A 12982-nucleotide genomic window follows, 5' to 3' on the forward strand; every position below is an offset into this window, starting at 1 on the left:
CGAGGCCGCAAGAGAGCCGAGCCCCGGAGGCCCCGCACCGGTGCAGGCTCGCCCGCGCGTTCACCGACGCCGAGCCGGGCGACCCGCGGGGAGAGCCCGACGGGCAGTGCCTTCCGGGCCGGAGTCGGCCCGCTCGACCGTCACCTCGACCTGGTCGGCGACGTCGGCGAGTACCTCGATGTAGATCCGACACCCGGACCCCCGCCGATTCGGCACCGGGTCGGAGACGTCCCCGACCCGGATCTCCGGCCACGCTTGGAGCGCCCGGACGACCGCCGCAGCGGTCCGCTCGATGGCCGCGGAATCCGAGCCCATGAGGCGAATCTGCGGCATCAGCCATCCGTCCCGTCGCCCGAGCCGGCATCGGCGTCCGCCATCTCGTACGCGCCCGCCCCCGCGCCGGTGGGCCGTCCCATGGCAGCCAGGCAGCCAAGGACAGCACGGCAATCCCCAGCCGCGCGGTGCCCGCCGCCGAGCGGCTGCCAGCGGTTGCCCCCGTGGTAGTCCGACCAGTCGCCCACCCAGTCCGAGTACGGGATCATCACGTCCTCGAAGGCCATGCCGTCGAGCCAGGCCGCGGCCAGCTCCCGGGCCTCCACCAGCGACTGCTCCCGGGCGTAGTGCAGCGTCAGTTCGTACCTGAGCCGTTCAACGTCGTACACGTCGTTGTAGATCAGCACCCGCTTGCCGGTGAGCACGTCGGCGAGCCGGACCAGCACCTCCGAGAACGTCGGAGCCCCGGCCCCGGCCACGTCCGCGTCCGTGATCCCGTGGATATCGGACGAATCTCCGGGGATCGGCTCCCCCGGGTCGAGCAGAGTGTCGAGGAGGACTTCGCCGCCGGAGGACAACACTGCGATCTCCACGATGCGCGCCTCGCCGTGCAGGCCGGTGGTCTCGGTATCGAGCACCACCACGGTCGGGTCGAGGAGAGCGGCAGCGGCCCAGTCCGTGCGCTCCTGCGCGGCCCGCCGCTCACCCTCCCGCCGTTCACGCGCGTCCAGCTCCCACTTCGCACGCTGCTCCGCCTGGCGCCGCTCCTCAGCCGCCGTGCACGGAGCACAGCGACGAGGCCAGTCCGCCGCCCGGTGCCACCAGGAGCAGTCCACCCCCTGCGACTTCTGGAAGGCGAGCGCCACCTTCTTCGTCACCAGCTTCACCGCGCAGCCCTCCCCGGCGCACACGGTGACCTCCGCGACCCACGCCGCCGCCTTCTCCCGCTGCGCGGCGAGCTGCGCACGACGGCACCACTGGCACCGGCCGTGCGCCGGCAGCCGCCGAGCCGCCACCTCCCGGCAGCCCCGGCAGGTCCGCGCCGCCAAGCGCCGCTGCTCCGCGTACGCCTTGTTCTCGCAGGACGAGCACCGCTTGCCGCGCACGATGTACGGGCGGACCGTGCCGCACTCCGGGCAGGTCCGCCGCTTCTCCATCCGGGCCTTGACCGCCGAGGCCAGCGGCGTCATCTTCTCCGCGCCGGCCGGGTCGTACAGCGGGACATCGCCGTGCTTCCGCAGTCGGAGGTACGCGAGCGGTAGCTGGCCCTCCGCCAACTTGAGCCGCACCTCGCCGAGTTGGGTCTGCGTTCGAAGGTGCCCGGGTGCCTTGCCCCATCCGTAGACGGGGACGCCGCCGATGTGGTCCCGGGGCGCTTCCCGCGCGACTTGGCCCAGGTCCGTCTCTGTGCGGCTGGACGGGACCCGCTCCGTGACCGTCGTAGTGCTGCTCACTCCTACCTCCCGGAAGGCGTCGAGGGAATGGAAACCGTAGCAGCAATAAACCCCTTTCCGCGCCAATTCAAACATTCCGGCCGAATGAATGGCGAGATGCAATAAGGGCCGAATATAGACGCGCGCGCGTTTCCTCTTTCTGTAAACGACGTCGTTATAAATCCTGCGGGCCCTCAAGCCTCAGGGATCGCCTGCAGGGGAGTCGGCCAGTGGTCCTCGACCGCTTCCCGGGCGATCCTGCTGGACGGGTACAGCTGTGCCGCGAGCCGCTCACGCTCCGCGCGGGCTTCTTCGCTCATGTCCCGTTGCAGGCCGATGAGGTTCTTCTCCTCCAGTTCCTTGAGGATGGGTTCGGAGATGCGCCAGGCCGCCGTGCGCAGCCAGAGCACCAGGCCCGCATCCAGCGTGAATGCCCGTTCCGCTGTGCCGTGTTCGCACCCGGAGAGGCAGGCCGGCCACCGGCCCGACAGCGACATCCGGGTCAGCTCAGCAGAGGTGAGCGGCAGCCATGGCCCAGCGGTATCCGGCAGCTGCAGGCGTGCCTGCAGAGCCCGGCCCATGAGCACGTCGAGCGCAGGCCACAGGTCAGGCCGCACCTCCGCGGCCTCCATGCGGGCCTGCCGGCGCAGGCGCGCGACCTCCCGCTCCCGAGCGGGCGACGACAGCGTTGACAGATTCACCGCCCGCTCTTCCACCAGCTCATTAACGAACTGAGTTTCGGCTTCCCGGTGCTTCTTTATCAGCAGCCTTAGACGGCCCGCCTGCTGCACCGAGAGCTGCAATGTGATGCGCTGATTCACCATGTCTCCAGTAAACGACGTCGTTTAAGGAACATCAAGACGCCCCGCGCCCGCTGATAACAAGCCCTTCGGCGGCGCGCTCCCCGTTCGGGAGAAAAGGCCAGGTCAGGCAGCAAGAGCGGCAGGAACTAGGCCCCGGTGCGCTCGCGTTCGGCGTCAACCGCGCGCCGCAGCTGCTCCAACTTGAGGGGCAGCAGCGGGCGCAGCCCCTCGTACCGCAGCCGGCCGACCCGGTACGAGGTGATCAGCCCGTTCTCCTCCAGCGGCATCCCGGCGGGCCGGATCACCGTGTTCCCGTCCGCGTCGAGGATCCCGTCGTGGTTCATCCAGAGGGACACCCACAGCCGTGACGTTCCGTGGGCCCGCTGGACCAGGTCCGCCCGGATTGGGAGCCACCGCTCCAGCGCGGCCCGGGTCAGCGGCGAGGTCTCCAGCCACTCCCCCTCGCCCTCGACAGGGCCGCCCTGCGGGCGCCGCTCGACGTACACCGCGGTGTTGCCCTCTTCCAGGTGCGTGATGCGCTGCGCGACCAGCTCCCCGCTGCGCGCCCCGGTGTCCAACTCGACCGCGAGCACGGCGGTCAGCCGGGTCTGCGCCGGGGACATCGAACCGCCCAGGTACTGGTCGAGCTGGCGGTACAGCGCGGCCAGGGTGGCCGCCTCCGGAGCGGGCTGCAGCGCGACCTCGCCGCCGCCCAGGTGCAGCGCGGGCAGGCCGAGCGCCTCCCGCAGCAGGTCGAGGCACGTCCTGCGGATGGCGTTGGTCGGCTCCGAGGTGGGCGGGAAGCCGCCGCCGAGCCGCCGGTGCCGCAGCACCCCGGATTCGGCGAGCCGTACGTACGGGGCGAGCGAGGTCTCCTCCAGGAGCCGCTGCAGGCTGCGCCGGGCGCCGACCGGCAACGCGTCCCGGGCCAGCGCGCGCTGGAGTTCCCCGCGGACCATGGAGAGCTGGCGCCGGCGGGCCTCGCCGACGCCCAGGTCGTCGAGGAGCCCGTCGAGCGCGGTGAGGGAAGGGAAGGGCGGCACGCGCCGATTGTCGCGTACCGCCCTGTGGTGTGCTGGATGTCGGTGGTTTCCGGGACCGGGCTACTGCTGGTCGTGCCGCCCGTACGGGTCCATGGGGTGCTGGTGCCGGTACACCCAGGTCTGCAGCAGCACGTTCGAGGTCACGTTCCACACCAGCCCGAACGCGACGAAGCCCGCGACCATGTGCTTCCAGTTGCCGGGGTCGAAGTCGTCCCCGGCCGCCCACCAGCAGACGACCCCCGCGAGGGCCATGCCCAGCAGTTCGGCGGCGGCCCGCCGCAGGTACCAACGGATCTTGTAACGCGTGTGTTTGTACATGCGGGTCAGCCTGTGCGCCAGGGCCTGTGGACAGAGATCGGCCAGCGGGATCTGTCAGCCCTCCGTACTGCAGAAGGCGAACCACCGCAGCAGTCCGGTGCGTATCGCCGCCAGGGCCGTGCACGCGACTGCCATCTCCCAGACCGACCCGGGGTCGAAGCCGTCGCCGCCGCAGTCGAGGGCCATGTCGACCAGGAGGCCGGCGAGTACCCAGGCGTACAGCTCCCTCCAGGGCCGCGTCGTGAGGGTCATGAGATACGAGCGGATCGAGCGGCGGGGGCGGAAGTTCTTCGTCCAGTTCATCGGCCGACCGTCCCACCCGAACCGGACACCCCCGCCGCCGCGAAGCACTTCTCACCTTGGTGGAAGCCCGCACGGCCCTTTGTGGGAGGCGAACTGGGGGCAGGGCCGGCCGACCCGATTGATCCAGCGCGAGCAGCGGCTCCGGAGGAACTCACCGTCCGGGATGTGCCAGGGTGTCTCGCCCTGCTCGCGCTGGCGTGCGGAGGGCTGCTCGCCGGTTCGGACGACGTCGCCCGCAGCCAGGCTCAGGTCCTCGCCGGTGTCGAAGGCGACGCGGTACGGGAACGGGGTGACGTAGCGCCGGACTTGGATGACGCGGCCGAGCGTGCCGGTCGGCACGGCGTACGGGACACGACAGTCCTCGCCCTCCGCCTCCAGGTCCTCGTGGATGTACGACCCGCGCAGCCGGTGGGCGGCCTTCACACGGTCGCCGTCCTGGAGGGTCAGGGCACCGGACCGGACCCGCCGGACGATCTCCAGCCGGTCCTCCAGCGAGAGTGTGCCGAGGACGTCGTCGAGCCGTGGCGTCATGCCGCCCACGATAGGGGCGCCGCCCCCCGGATCTTTGCTCCGGACATCTTCGGGGCACTGCCTCGCTACGCTGCCGCGCATGGTTGCCGCGAGCGAATGGGCCGAGGGTGTCGAGTACGACGGCCAGGCCGAGAATGACATCTTCGACTTCTGCACGGTGGGGGGAGTCACCTACATGTGCTTGACCTCCCACACCGCCGGTCCCGAGACCCACCCGACACGGGGCGTACGCCGTGCCCGGACTTGGGCACGCGCGGCGTGGGAGGGGATGAACGGCCTTGAGGCCACCGTGTCGAGTCTCTCCACGGCCGTCGCCTCGATGCAGTACGCCCGCACGCGCTTGGCTCCGGCGGGCATGAACCCGGAGGAACGCCGACGCTTCGCGAATCTGATCGGCACCCTGCGGAGCTATGCCGAAGAGGTGGCCGGGGAGGTTGAGCAGCTGGCCGGCGACCACCCGCGGTACGCGGAGGCGTAGCCGCGAGACCCCCTACGGTGCCTCGCCGGTCGCTTCGAGGGCGCCCGCCAGGTCGCGGGCCAGGTCGTAGCCGGGGCTGTCCTCAAGCAGGGACTTGCGCCGGTTGTACCGCTGCGTGGTCCGCGAGTCCTTGTGGTCCGCCCAGTCCTGGACCTTGTCCGGCCGGGCGTTGGGCTTGGCCAGTGCGTGGGTGATCGCGTCGCCCTTGGTCCCGTGCGGCGGGTGCTTGAGCGCGTCGAGGCCGGCGCGCTTGGCCAGCGACCGGAACAGCCGCCACACCGCAGGTTCGTCGAGCTGGCCACCGTTGGCCGTGCAGAACAGCCACCCCTCCGTCCGGCCGCCGAGGTAGGTCTGCAGCGCGTGCCAGGCCACCGGCGGGACCGGCTTCTTCTTCCAGCCGCCGCCCTTCACCCGCACCCGCAGCACGTGGTGCCCCTGGTCCTGGCCGAGATCCTCAACCCGGGCGCCCAGCAGGGAGTCGACGCGCAGGCAGCAGGTGTAGAGGACGAGCATCAGCGCGTACGCGCGCTGACGGTAGGCCGCGACCCGGTGATGGTCCCGGGCCGTGACGAGCAGCTTCGTCCACTGCTCCTCCGTGTATCCGTCGGTCGGCGAGAAGTCCGGGTCGATGTACGGCCGCACCACCGCGTCGAACGGATTCTTCACCGAGGTGTCACTGACCTTGTCCAGGTAGGTGAAGAACGAGCTGGCCGCCGACAGCGAGTTCGCCCGCGAGGCGTCCGAGTACGGCGCCCCGGTCCGCGCCATCTCGCCGCGCTGGCCGCCCCGGGTCCGGACCCAGGTGGGCGCGGTCGTCAGGTAGGTGGAGAAGACGTCGGCCAGCATGAACTTCACGGCCATCGGGTGCTGGCCGTGGTCCCGGGCGAACTCCTCGAAGACCTTGAAGCCCCGCGCGTACGCGCGCTGCGTGTTCGCCGAGCGCTGGTGGGCGATCCAGCCAGCCGCCAGCGTCGGCAGCGCGTCGTCCTCGCCGTAGATGCCGACGAGGAAGTCGTACAGCCGCCGGGCGTGCTCCGGCCACTGCTCGCGCGGATCACGGTGCAGCGTGGCGAGCGTCGCCCGCGGCGAGCGCTCCAGGGCCTTCGACGTCATGAGTTCAGACCGCAGCCGGCAGCGGAGCCACGCCGCCCAGCTCGATAGCCCCCAGCTCGAACTCCGACAGGTAGTCGGGGTGCGCCCGCCATTCGTACGCGATCGTCCCCAGGGTGTCCCAGTACTGATCAACGGCGCGCTCTCGCACCATCTCCTGCAGCCCTTGGTCGAACTTGAGGAGGTCCGTACCGATGTCGTGGGCCGACTGCACGGCCCGGCCCAGTGCGGCCAGCGCGATGACGAGACCGTCGTCGCTCGCGTCCTGGGCTGCGGCGAGCAGCGGGTCGATGCGCGCGCGGAGGAAGGTCTCGATGCGGTCGAAGTCGCCTGCGGTCACAGCCACGTCGTCTCCCCAGAAGTCGAACCCCTAGCCGGGATTCAGGAACTAACAGGGTAACCGTAATTATCCTGTCAGTTCTATTCTCGCCACCCGTACGGGCCAATCCAGCCGAAGTGTCAAGAACGACCTGACATAGGCCAGCGTCAGGGCTAACTTGACGCACATGACAGAAGCGAACGATCCGATCGACGGGGAAGAACTGCCCCCGGCCCTCACCCCGACCGACGAAGCGATGCTCACCCGCACACAGACCCTGCGCGAGATCGCCGACGCGGTGCTGCGCGACATCGCCCAGCCCCACCCGGCCGATGAACACGGCGCCCTGCTGCGCCACGCCCTGCTCATCCAGGGACTCACCGGCCACCTGGTCGACCAGGCCGCCGTCGCCGAACGCGAGCGCGGCGCCAGCTGGACCGCCATCGGCGAAGCCGCCGGCACCTCCCGCCAGTCCGCCCACGAACGCTGGAACCGCATGGTGGGCGAGTGGGTCCGCAGGCAGCGCAGGCGCACCGGGACCGACAGCGTCCCGGCCGACCCCGCCGTCCACGCCCGAGAGCTGGACGACTGGTTCGCCGCACTGACCGGAGACCAGCAGGCGGTCAGCGCCCTGCTGCCCTCCCTGCACGACGAGGACGCCCGCACCGAGGCCAACACCCACCGTGCCGAGGTCAAACAGCTCAACCAGCGGATCAAAGAGTCGTACGAGGGCTCTTCTGCCGCGTACGAAGCGGTCGAGGAAGCGCGCGGCACCGACCAGGCCGAGAGCACCCGGGCCGTATGGGCCGCCGGCGCCTTTGCGCGCGCCGACGCATTCGAACGGCTCGCGGTCGTCGAGAAACCACGGGCTACCGAGCATCGCCGCGATGCCGCGCTCCAGCGCACCAAAGGCCAGGACATCCTCCGGGGCCTCTACGAGCCTGGCAGCAGGAGGGACCCCGAGGTCGAGGACCGCATCCGGGTGAGCCAGGCATACGGCGACCTCACCCGCGAGGAGCGCGGCGGGTCGGAGTCTGCCGTCACCGCGCTGCTCGCTGAACGGCTCGACGGCATTCCCGCGGACACCCTCCGCGAGTACCTCGGGCCCGTCATCGAGGCACACCGTGAGAAACGGCGCAGGTCCTACAACCTCAACATCGCCGCCTGCTCGGCCCCGGACAGGGCTCAGTACGCGGCAGACACCGCGCTGAGCAGTGCACGGCTGAGCGTCGGCGAGTTCTTCCGCAGCCAGGCCCGGACCTTGCTGATCGGGTACCTGACGGCCGCTGCACTCGACGGCGCTGGCCTGGACACGCTCCGCACCTGGACGCGTAACCCGGACGACTCCCGGCCCCTGGAACTGCTGCGATCCGGCGCCGAACCGCAATTGGCCGCTGCCTGCGAACAGATCCTCTCCTCCCACAAGAAGACCCTTGCGAACGTCCTGATCATCGTCCAGGCCGCCCTGCAGGGAGCCCGGCCCGACCCCGGAGGCACGCCATGAAAATGCTGGCGCGTATTGCCGAGCGCATCCGCCTCGCCGACCTGCCGGTGTGGGAACAGCCCGGCCACTTCCAGCCCGGCAGCATCGTGCAGCTGCCCCCGTACGGCTTCGGCCAGGCCGTTGTGTGGACGGACGGCGAACTCGTCAACCTCCAGGACATGGACGGCACCGAGGAGATCCGCGTCGCCCGGATGCTGCGCCACGCCACCCCTGATTGCCCGCCCTGCAGGGCCGACTTCGACCGTCTCAACGACGCCGCGGAGGACGCGCACTTCAAGCACCAGCCGGAGACCCTGCACAGCCGAGACTGACCAACCCCGCCGCCGAAACGAAGCAGAAGAGGAGAAGCACCATGACCTACGAAATCGAACTGGCCACGGCCAAGGCCACGCGCACCGCGTGGTCCTGCTCGTGCGGAGCCGACAACCCGCCGACGTACGACTGCTGCCACGACTGCCAGCGCCCGTCCTGGGCATGCGCCAACTGCGGCACCGTCAACGCCTCCGTCTGGAGCCAGTGCCAGGAGTGTGAGAACAGCATCCCCGCCGAGGCCCTGGGCGACCGCGACGAGGGTTACGAGATGACCTACGAGGAGTTCATCGGGCTCCAGGTCGGCCCCCGCCGGATCGGCGGCTGGTACGACCACGGCGACGCCACCAGCGAGTACGAGGTCCTCGCCATCGACCGCGGCCCGCGCGAGCAGTGGCCCACGTGGCAGATCACCGTACGGGGCAAGGACGGCCAGGCCCGCGAACACTGCACCGGCTGGGACCCCCGCCGCGACCGGATCGTCGCCCAGACCCCGGCCGACGTCACCATCGTCTCCGTCGGCCGCCTGCACGACGACGTCGAGGGCGAGTACGCCGACGTCCTCCAGGAAGCCACGATCGCGGTTGATCTTCGGGTCCACTTCCGCGATCCGCACTCGCTCAGCCAGGAGATGCGCGAGCTGACCGCCCACGACCAGGCCGTGCGCGACACCGTGATGAGCACTCCGGGCATCCGCGACGTCCTCTCCGCGACCGCCCTGCAGATCGCGGGCTACCTCGCCGGACCCAGCTCCGCCCCGATCACGGTGGTCACGCAGTGCGCCGGCGGACGTCACCGCGCCGCGACAACGGCGATGGCCCTGCGAGCCGTCGTCTCCGGCGACGTCGAGCAGGCCGCCGCCTACGGACTGGCCGACAGCGCGAAGACGTTTACCGAGCGGCGCCTGGTCGTCGAGCTGGTCCACCGCGACCTCGACAAGGCCGTCGTCGATCGCTGACCCGACCCGCACACGAAAGGGCGCCCACAGCCATTGGAGCTGGCTGCGGGCGCCCACGCATGAGGGTATGGCCCCGCTGAGGGCAGCCCGAACCCTGGCAGCCGACCGTCGTTAGATGGACGACACTCAATGTCGTTGCCATAACGACAGAAGAAGGCAGGGCTCATGACGACGTCCGAGGAACACACCCGGCGGATCAAAGAGGAGCGAGCCGAGCGGGAGCGGGACTACGCGTGGTTCCACATCGCCGCCGATGCGGACGAGTTCGCCGATGACGATCGGATGTGGCCGGGCCGCCCGATCGCGGACGTCGCGCCACACCTGGACCGCCTCTTCGAGCACGCCTACCTCAGCGAGGCCCACCGGGTCTCCGAGACCGACCTGCTGGCCGCGCTGCTGGTGCTGCGCACCCTGCGCGAGGACCTGCAGCGGGCCGAGGGCCATCTGATCGAGACCGCCCGCAAGAAGGGCGTCACCTGGACCAGGCTCGCCCCGGCCCTGGAGGTCAAGAGCCGCCAGTCCGCCGAACGCCGCTACCTGCAGCTGCGCGGCGACTCCTCGGACGACGGCCGCACCCAGGAGGACCGGGTGGCCGGCGAGCGTGACCAACGCGCCCGCGCGAAGGTCCAGCGGGCCTGGATGGCGGAACACGCCGACGAGATCCGGGTACTCGCCGTACGGCTGGCCGCCGTCGAGGACCTGCAACAGTGCGCGGACCACGCGGAGCGCACCAGCCAGGAACGGATGAACCGGCGCATCTTCCCCCGCCCCGCCTTCCAGCCGGCCACCTGGCCCGCCAACCTGCACAGAGCGATCGAGCGCGACACCGTGCCCGAGATGTTCCACGAGATCCGCAAGGCAACCTTGCCCGCCGTACTCGACCTGGGCCCCGACCACGCCGAGCTGGTGGCGGCAGTCGCCGCGCTGTACCGGGCCGAGTCCGAGGCCGTCCACCAGGTGCTCTCTGCCCGCTGGGACCGCCGCTGGGGCCCCGACCCGGACGCCGCGGACGAAGAGAGCTGAACCTGCCATCCCGACCTGGTCCGTTCTCACCCGCCCCGGGCCCGGAACCGATGATGATGTCCCGAGCCAGCCCAGCGAAGGAGCGGAAGATGGCCCTACCGGCCGTGTGGATTTACTCGAACCCCTACCAGGACGGCCCCGTCCGCATGGTTCGGGCCACGGCCACCGCCCAGATCGCCCAACGCGAAGGCCCCAACGAACAAGTGCTGGTGAACGGCGAACCAGTCGTCTGGGGCGCGGGCGAGGCGATGATCCCGCCTGGCTTCGGCCTCGCACTCGCCCAAGCCCTGAACGCGGCCCGCCGCGCGGCCGACGAGCAGGGCCACGACCAGGTCGTCACCGCCCGGCCCGAGGGCGAACAGCTGGTCTGGAGGGTCTACCCGGTGGACGAAGTACCCGTCTCGCCCAACACGAAGCCGGAGCCGCCCGCCCCGCGCAGCGACTCCCCGCCCTGGGCCGGACCGCGCGTCTCCGCGCCGAGCTACCCGGTCAACCCCGCAGACCTGTAGGACCGCCCGCCAGCAAGCGGTCTGTCGCTCCCCCGTCCGGTGCCACGATGGGCGCATGAGCACGGCAGGCCGTAACACCGTATCCGGCCGCACCTACCGCCGGACCCGCCCGCGCGGGTTCGCCGACTGGTCCCCGAGGCCCGACACCCTGCGCCTGGTCGAGCAGGTGCACGCAGTCCTCGACGAGTACCGCGCGCACCTGCCGCTGACCGCCCGCCAGGTCTTTTACCGGCTGGTCGGAGCCTTCGGCTACCCGAAGGAAGAGAAGGCGTACGACCGGCTGCAGGAGACCCTCAACCGGGCCCGACGAGCCCGGCTGATCCCCATGGACGCCATCCGCGACGACCGGGCCGCGTCCGCCGGCCACTCCTTCGGCTACAGCAGCCCGGCGGAGTTCTGGGAATCCGTCCGCGCGTCCGCGCACCACTACTCCCGGCCCCTGGACGAAGGCCAGCCGCACGCGGTCGAAGCATGGATCGAAGCCCAGGGCATGATGCCGATGGTCGCCGAGGTCACCCGGCAGTACGGCGTCGTCGTCTACTGCTCCGGCGGATTCGAGTCGGTGGCCGCCAAGCACGACGCCGCCGCCCGCATCGCCCGGCGCGAGGTGACCACCAGGTTGCTCAGCATCGGCGACTACGACCCCAGCGGACTCAGCATCCTGGACGCCGCCGTCGAGGACGTCATCGCGTTCGTCGACGAGATGGGCGGCACTCCGCCCGAGGTGAAGCGGCTGGCCGTCACCGAGGAACAGATCACCGAGCACCAACTGGTCACCGCCCCGCAGAAGGACACCGACCGCCGCGGCGAGCACATGGGCGCCACCGTCCAGGCCGAGGCGCTCAGCCCGACGCTGCTCACCGACCTGGTGCGCGCCGGCGTCGAGGAGGCCGTGGACCTGAGGGTGCTGCAGCGCGTACGGGCCCGGGCCGCACGTGAACGGCAGAAGGTCGTGGCAAAGGCCGAAGGGCTGCGCTGACCATCCGGGGCGGGACGGCACCGGATTGCGGTCCGAACTGTTCGGCCAGCGCGCGGGGTCGGCAGCTCCTCAGCCCCCTGGGGGGCTTGCGGTGCCCCGCCGGGGTGGCACAGGCCGTACGGCGACTGCGGACCGGCCGGGGCCACAAGAAGGGAAGTAGGGCTGGTCTGGTCAGTGGTGCGGGTGGCCACTGCGGACCGTCGTTCCCTCCCGCTCCGTGGGGGCTGGCGTTCTGTGGTGCACGTCCAAGAGGGCCCATCGAGGGGAGCCCGGCGCGACTGGACCACAGCGCGCTGACCTGGGAGAAGGAACATTCGTTAGACCGATTAGACCGTTCTACGCACGCGCGCGCGGGCGCCCGTACGCGAAGAAGCCCCGGTGGCGCGCGAGCCGCCCTAGCTCTTCGCGCACCACCGGGGCTCGGGGAAGGCCCGCGCTCCCGGGGGAAGAGCAGCGGGCCAGGTCGTGGCAGCCGCTCAGGCCGAGGACACCGGCCGTGGGGTGTTCAGTCGGTCGAGCCGCTCGTACAGGTCCCGCACGATCCGGGCCCGGCCCTGGGCACAGCGCACGGTGCCCTCCGGAGTTGTTGCCAGGCGCCGCGCCGCCTCTCGAAGGACGACTTCGGCGAGCGCCCGCCGGCCGTCCCCCGCAGGGAGTCGCTCGGCACGCTTCCGGACGTCGTCGGCGACCGCGCGCGCGTGGCCAGTCAGCTCCAGGGCGATCAGGTGGCAGTCCCGGGGCTGGAGCAACTCGCCGGGGTCGGTCCATGCCAGCACGGCGCGGACGAGGAGTTCGTGGGGCTCCCGGTCCAGCGGCAGGTCCGCCTCGACGACGCCCTCAGGGTCGTAGAGCACGGTGTGGGAGCTGGTCACGAGGCGACCGCCCTTCTGTGGTCGGCCACCAGGTCCTGCAGCTGCGCGGCGAGCCGGCCTGCAGGGACCAGCAGCGGCGGGACCTCGCGCGGGGGTGAGACCCAGTGGGCGGACGGGGTGCCGTGGTCGGTGCACGGCATCAGCAGCTGATCACCGACCGACAGCGCCCGCACCCCGGGCACCGTCGCGGCGACCGCGCCCTCACCCGGCGGCACCA

General features: G+C 70.9%; 17 protein-coding genes and 1 pseudogene. 7 read left to right on the plus strand and 11 right to left on the minus strand.

Annotated elements, in window-relative coordinates; translation table 11 throughout:
* Positions 1–60: 60 nt before the first annotated feature.
* The 7 genes from ACIBEA_RS40405 to ACIBEA_RS40435 all read right to left on the minus strand — a co-directional run bounded on the left by ACIBEA_RS40405 (position 61) and on the right by ACIBEA_RS40435 (position 4704).
* Entirely contained in the window at positions 61–333 is a 273-nt protein-coding gene (locus ACIBEA_RS40405) for a hypothetical protein (RefSeq protein WP_399268764.1), read from the minus strand.
* The gene (locus tag ACIBEA_RS40410) at positions 333–1727 is read right to left on the minus strand and encodes an exonuclease domain-containing protein (RefSeq protein WP_399268766.1); all 1395 of its coding nucleotides are present in this window, start codon (positions 1725–1727) and stop codon (positions 333–335) included. The genes ACIBEA_RS40405 and ACIBEA_RS40410 overlap by 1 nt, the downstream gene beginning before the upstream one ends.
* A 173-nt stretch (positions 1728–1900) precedes the next feature.
* Complete coding sequence (locus tag ACIBEA_RS40415) at positions 1901–2530, minus strand: hypothetical protein (protein WP_399268768.1); 630 nt, start codon at positions 2528–2530, stop codon at positions 1901–1903.
* A gap of 125 nt (positions 2531–2655) precedes the next feature.
* Positions 2656–3552 (minus strand): hypothetical protein, encoded by an 897-nt coding sequence (locus ACIBEA_RS40420; protein WP_399268770.1) that lies wholly within the window; start codon positions 3550–3552, stop codon positions 2656–2658.
* A gap of 60 nt (positions 3553–3612) precedes the next feature.
* Positions 3613–3870 (minus strand): hypothetical protein, encoded by a 258-nt coding sequence (locus ACIBEA_RS40425; protein ID WP_399268772.1) that lies wholly within the window; start codon positions 3868–3870, stop codon positions 3613–3615.
* A gap of 54 nt (positions 3871–3924) precedes the next feature.
* Positions 3925–4173, minus strand: a complete 249-nt coding sequence (locus ACIBEA_RS40430; RefSeq protein ID WP_399268774.1) for a hypothetical protein — start codon at positions 4171–4173, stop codon at positions 3925–3927.
* A 51-nt stretch (positions 4174–4224) separates the two neighbouring features.
* A complete protein-coding gene (locus tag ACIBEA_RS40435) occupies positions 4225–4704 on the minus strand; it encodes a hypothetical protein (RefSeq protein ID WP_399268776.1) in 480 nt (159 codons plus the stop codon).
* 79 nt (positions 4705–4783) lie between these two features.
* Here ACIBEA_RS40435 and ACIBEA_RS40440 point away from each other — a divergent pair, with 79 nt between their 5' ends.
* Entirely contained in the window at positions 4784–5182 is a 399-nt protein-coding gene (locus tag ACIBEA_RS40440; protein ID WP_399268778.1) for a hypothetical protein, read from the plus strand.
* 12 nt (positions 5183–5194) lie between these two features.
* Here ACIBEA_RS40440 and ACIBEA_RS40445 read toward each other — a convergent pair whose 3' ends face one another.
* Complete coding sequence (locus tag ACIBEA_RS40445; RefSeq protein WP_399268780.1) at positions 5195–6295, minus strand: tyrosine-type recombinase/integrase; 1101 nt, start codon at positions 6293–6295, stop codon at positions 5195–5197.
* A gap of 4 nt (positions 6296–6299) precedes the next feature.
* Positions 6300–6638 (minus strand): hypothetical protein, encoded by a 339-nt coding sequence (locus ACIBEA_RS40450; protein ID WP_399268782.1) that lies wholly within the window; start codon positions 6636–6638, stop codon positions 6300–6302.
* A gap of 160 nt (positions 6639–6798) precedes the next feature.
* Between ACIBEA_RS40450 and ACIBEA_RS40455 the strand changes: the two genes are divergently transcribed.
* The 6 genes from ACIBEA_RS40455 to ACIBEA_RS40480 all read left to right on the plus strand — a co-directional run bounded on the left by ACIBEA_RS40455 (position 6799) and on the right by ACIBEA_RS40480 (position 11893).
* A complete protein-coding gene (locus ACIBEA_RS40455; protein ID WP_399268784.1) occupies positions 6799–8115 on the plus strand; it encodes a hypothetical protein in 1317 nt (438 codons plus the stop codon).
* A 2-nt stretch (positions 8116–8117) separates the two neighbouring features.
* Positions 8118–8426: a hypothetical protein gene (locus ACIBEA_RS40460; RefSeq protein WP_399268786.1), complete on the plus strand. Its 309-nt coding sequence runs from the start codon at positions 8118–8120 to the stop codon at positions 8424–8426.
* Between the two features lie 41 nt (positions 8427–8467).
* A complete protein-coding gene (locus ACIBEA_RS40465) occupies positions 8468–9382 on the plus strand; it encodes a hypothetical protein (protein WP_399268788.1) in 915 nt (304 codons plus the stop codon).
* A gap of 165 nt (positions 9383–9547) precedes the next feature.
* The gene (locus tag ACIBEA_RS40470; RefSeq protein WP_399268790.1) at positions 9548–10405 is read left to right on the plus strand and encodes a hypothetical protein; all 858 of its coding nucleotides are present in this window, start codon (positions 9548–9550) and stop codon (positions 10403–10405) included.
* An 89-nt stretch (positions 10406–10494) separates the two neighbouring features.
* Positions 10495–10914: a hypothetical protein gene (locus ACIBEA_RS40475; RefSeq protein ID WP_399268792.1), complete on the plus strand. Its 420-nt coding sequence runs from the start codon at positions 10495–10497 to the stop codon at positions 10912–10914.
* A gap of 55 nt (positions 10915–10969) precedes the next feature.
* A complete protein-coding gene (locus ACIBEA_RS40480) occupies positions 10970–11893 on the plus strand; it encodes a hypothetical protein (protein WP_399268794.1) in 924 nt (307 codons plus the stop codon).
* A gap of 476 nt (positions 11894–12369) precedes the next feature.
* On the opposite strand, the gene ACIBEA_RS40485 is transcribed toward ACIBEA_RS40480, so the two are convergent.
* Both ACIBEA_RS40485 and ACIBEA_RS40490 read right to left on the minus strand, forming a co-directional pair.
* Positions 12370–12765: a DUF6415 family natural product biosynthesis protein gene (locus ACIBEA_RS40485; RefSeq protein ID WP_399268796.1), complete on the minus strand. Its 396-nt coding sequence runs from the start codon at positions 12763–12765 to the stop codon at positions 12370–12372.
* Positions 12762–12982: pseudogene (locus ACIBEA_RS40490) on the minus strand (hypothetical protein); the annotation flags it as partial. The gene ACIBEA_RS40485 and the pseudogene ACIBEA_RS40490, both read right to left, overlap by 4 nt.

The organism is Streptomyces sp. NPDC051555 (assembly GCF_044454405.1).
In the GTDB taxonomy this organism is placed as follows: domain Bacteria; phylum Actinomycetota; class Actinomycetes; order Streptomycetales; family Streptomycetaceae; genus Streptomyces.

Excerpts from the sequence above, each read along its gene's own strand:
- ACIBEA_RS40440 (WP_399268778.1), top strand. The coding sequence starts at position 4,784 with ATGGTTGCCGCGAGCGAATGGGCCGAGGGTGTCGAGTACGACGGCCAG.
- ACIBEA_RS40405 (WP_399268764.1), bottom strand. The coding sequence starts at position 333 with ATGCCGCAGATTCGCCTCATGGGCTCGGATTCCGCGGCCATCGAGCGG.
- ACIBEA_RS40415 (WP_399268768.1), bottom strand. The coding sequence starts at position 2,530 with ATGGTGAATCAGCGCATCACATTGCAGCTCTCGGTGCAGCAGGCGGGC.
- ACIBEA_RS40460 (WP_399268786.1), top strand. The coding sequence starts at position 8,118 with ATGCTGGCGCGTATTGCCGAGCGCATCCGCCTCGCCGACCTGCCGGTG.
- ACIBEA_RS40470 (WP_399268790.1), top strand. The coding sequence starts at position 9,548 with ATGACGACGTCCGAGGAACACACCCGGCGGATCAAAGAGGAGCGAGCC.
- ACIBEA_RS40455 (WP_399268784.1), top strand. The coding sequence starts at position 6,799 with ATGACAGAAGCGAACGATCCGATCGACGGGGAAGAACTGCCCCCGGCC.
- ACIBEA_RS40445 (WP_399268780.1), bottom strand. The coding sequence starts at position 6,295 with ATGACGTCGAAGGCCCTGGAGCGCTCGCCGCGGGCGACGCTCGCCACG.
- ACIBEA_RS40475 (WP_399268792.1), top strand. The coding sequence starts at position 10,495 with ATGGCCCTACCGGCCGTGTGGATTTACTCGAACCCCTACCAGGACGGC.
- ACIBEA_RS40425 (WP_399268772.1), bottom strand. The coding sequence starts at position 3,870 with ATGTACAAACACACGCGTTACAAGATCCGTTGGTACCTGCGGCGGGCC.
- ACIBEA_RS40430 (WP_399268774.1), bottom strand. The coding sequence starts at position 4,173 with ATGAACTGGACGAAGAACTTCCGCCCCCGCCGCTCGATCCGCTCGTAT.
- ACIBEA_RS40480 (WP_399268794.1), top strand. The coding sequence starts at position 10,970 with ATGAGCACGGCAGGCCGTAACACCGTATCCGGCCGCACCTACCGCCGG.
- ACIBEA_RS40465 (WP_399268788.1), top strand. The coding sequence starts at position 8,468 with ATGACCTACGAAATCGAACTGGCCACGGCCAAGGCCACGCGCACCGCG.
- ACIBEA_RS40435 (WP_399268776.1), bottom strand. The coding sequence starts at position 4,704 with ATGACGCCACGGCTCGACGACGTCCTCGGCACACTCTCGCTGGAGGAC.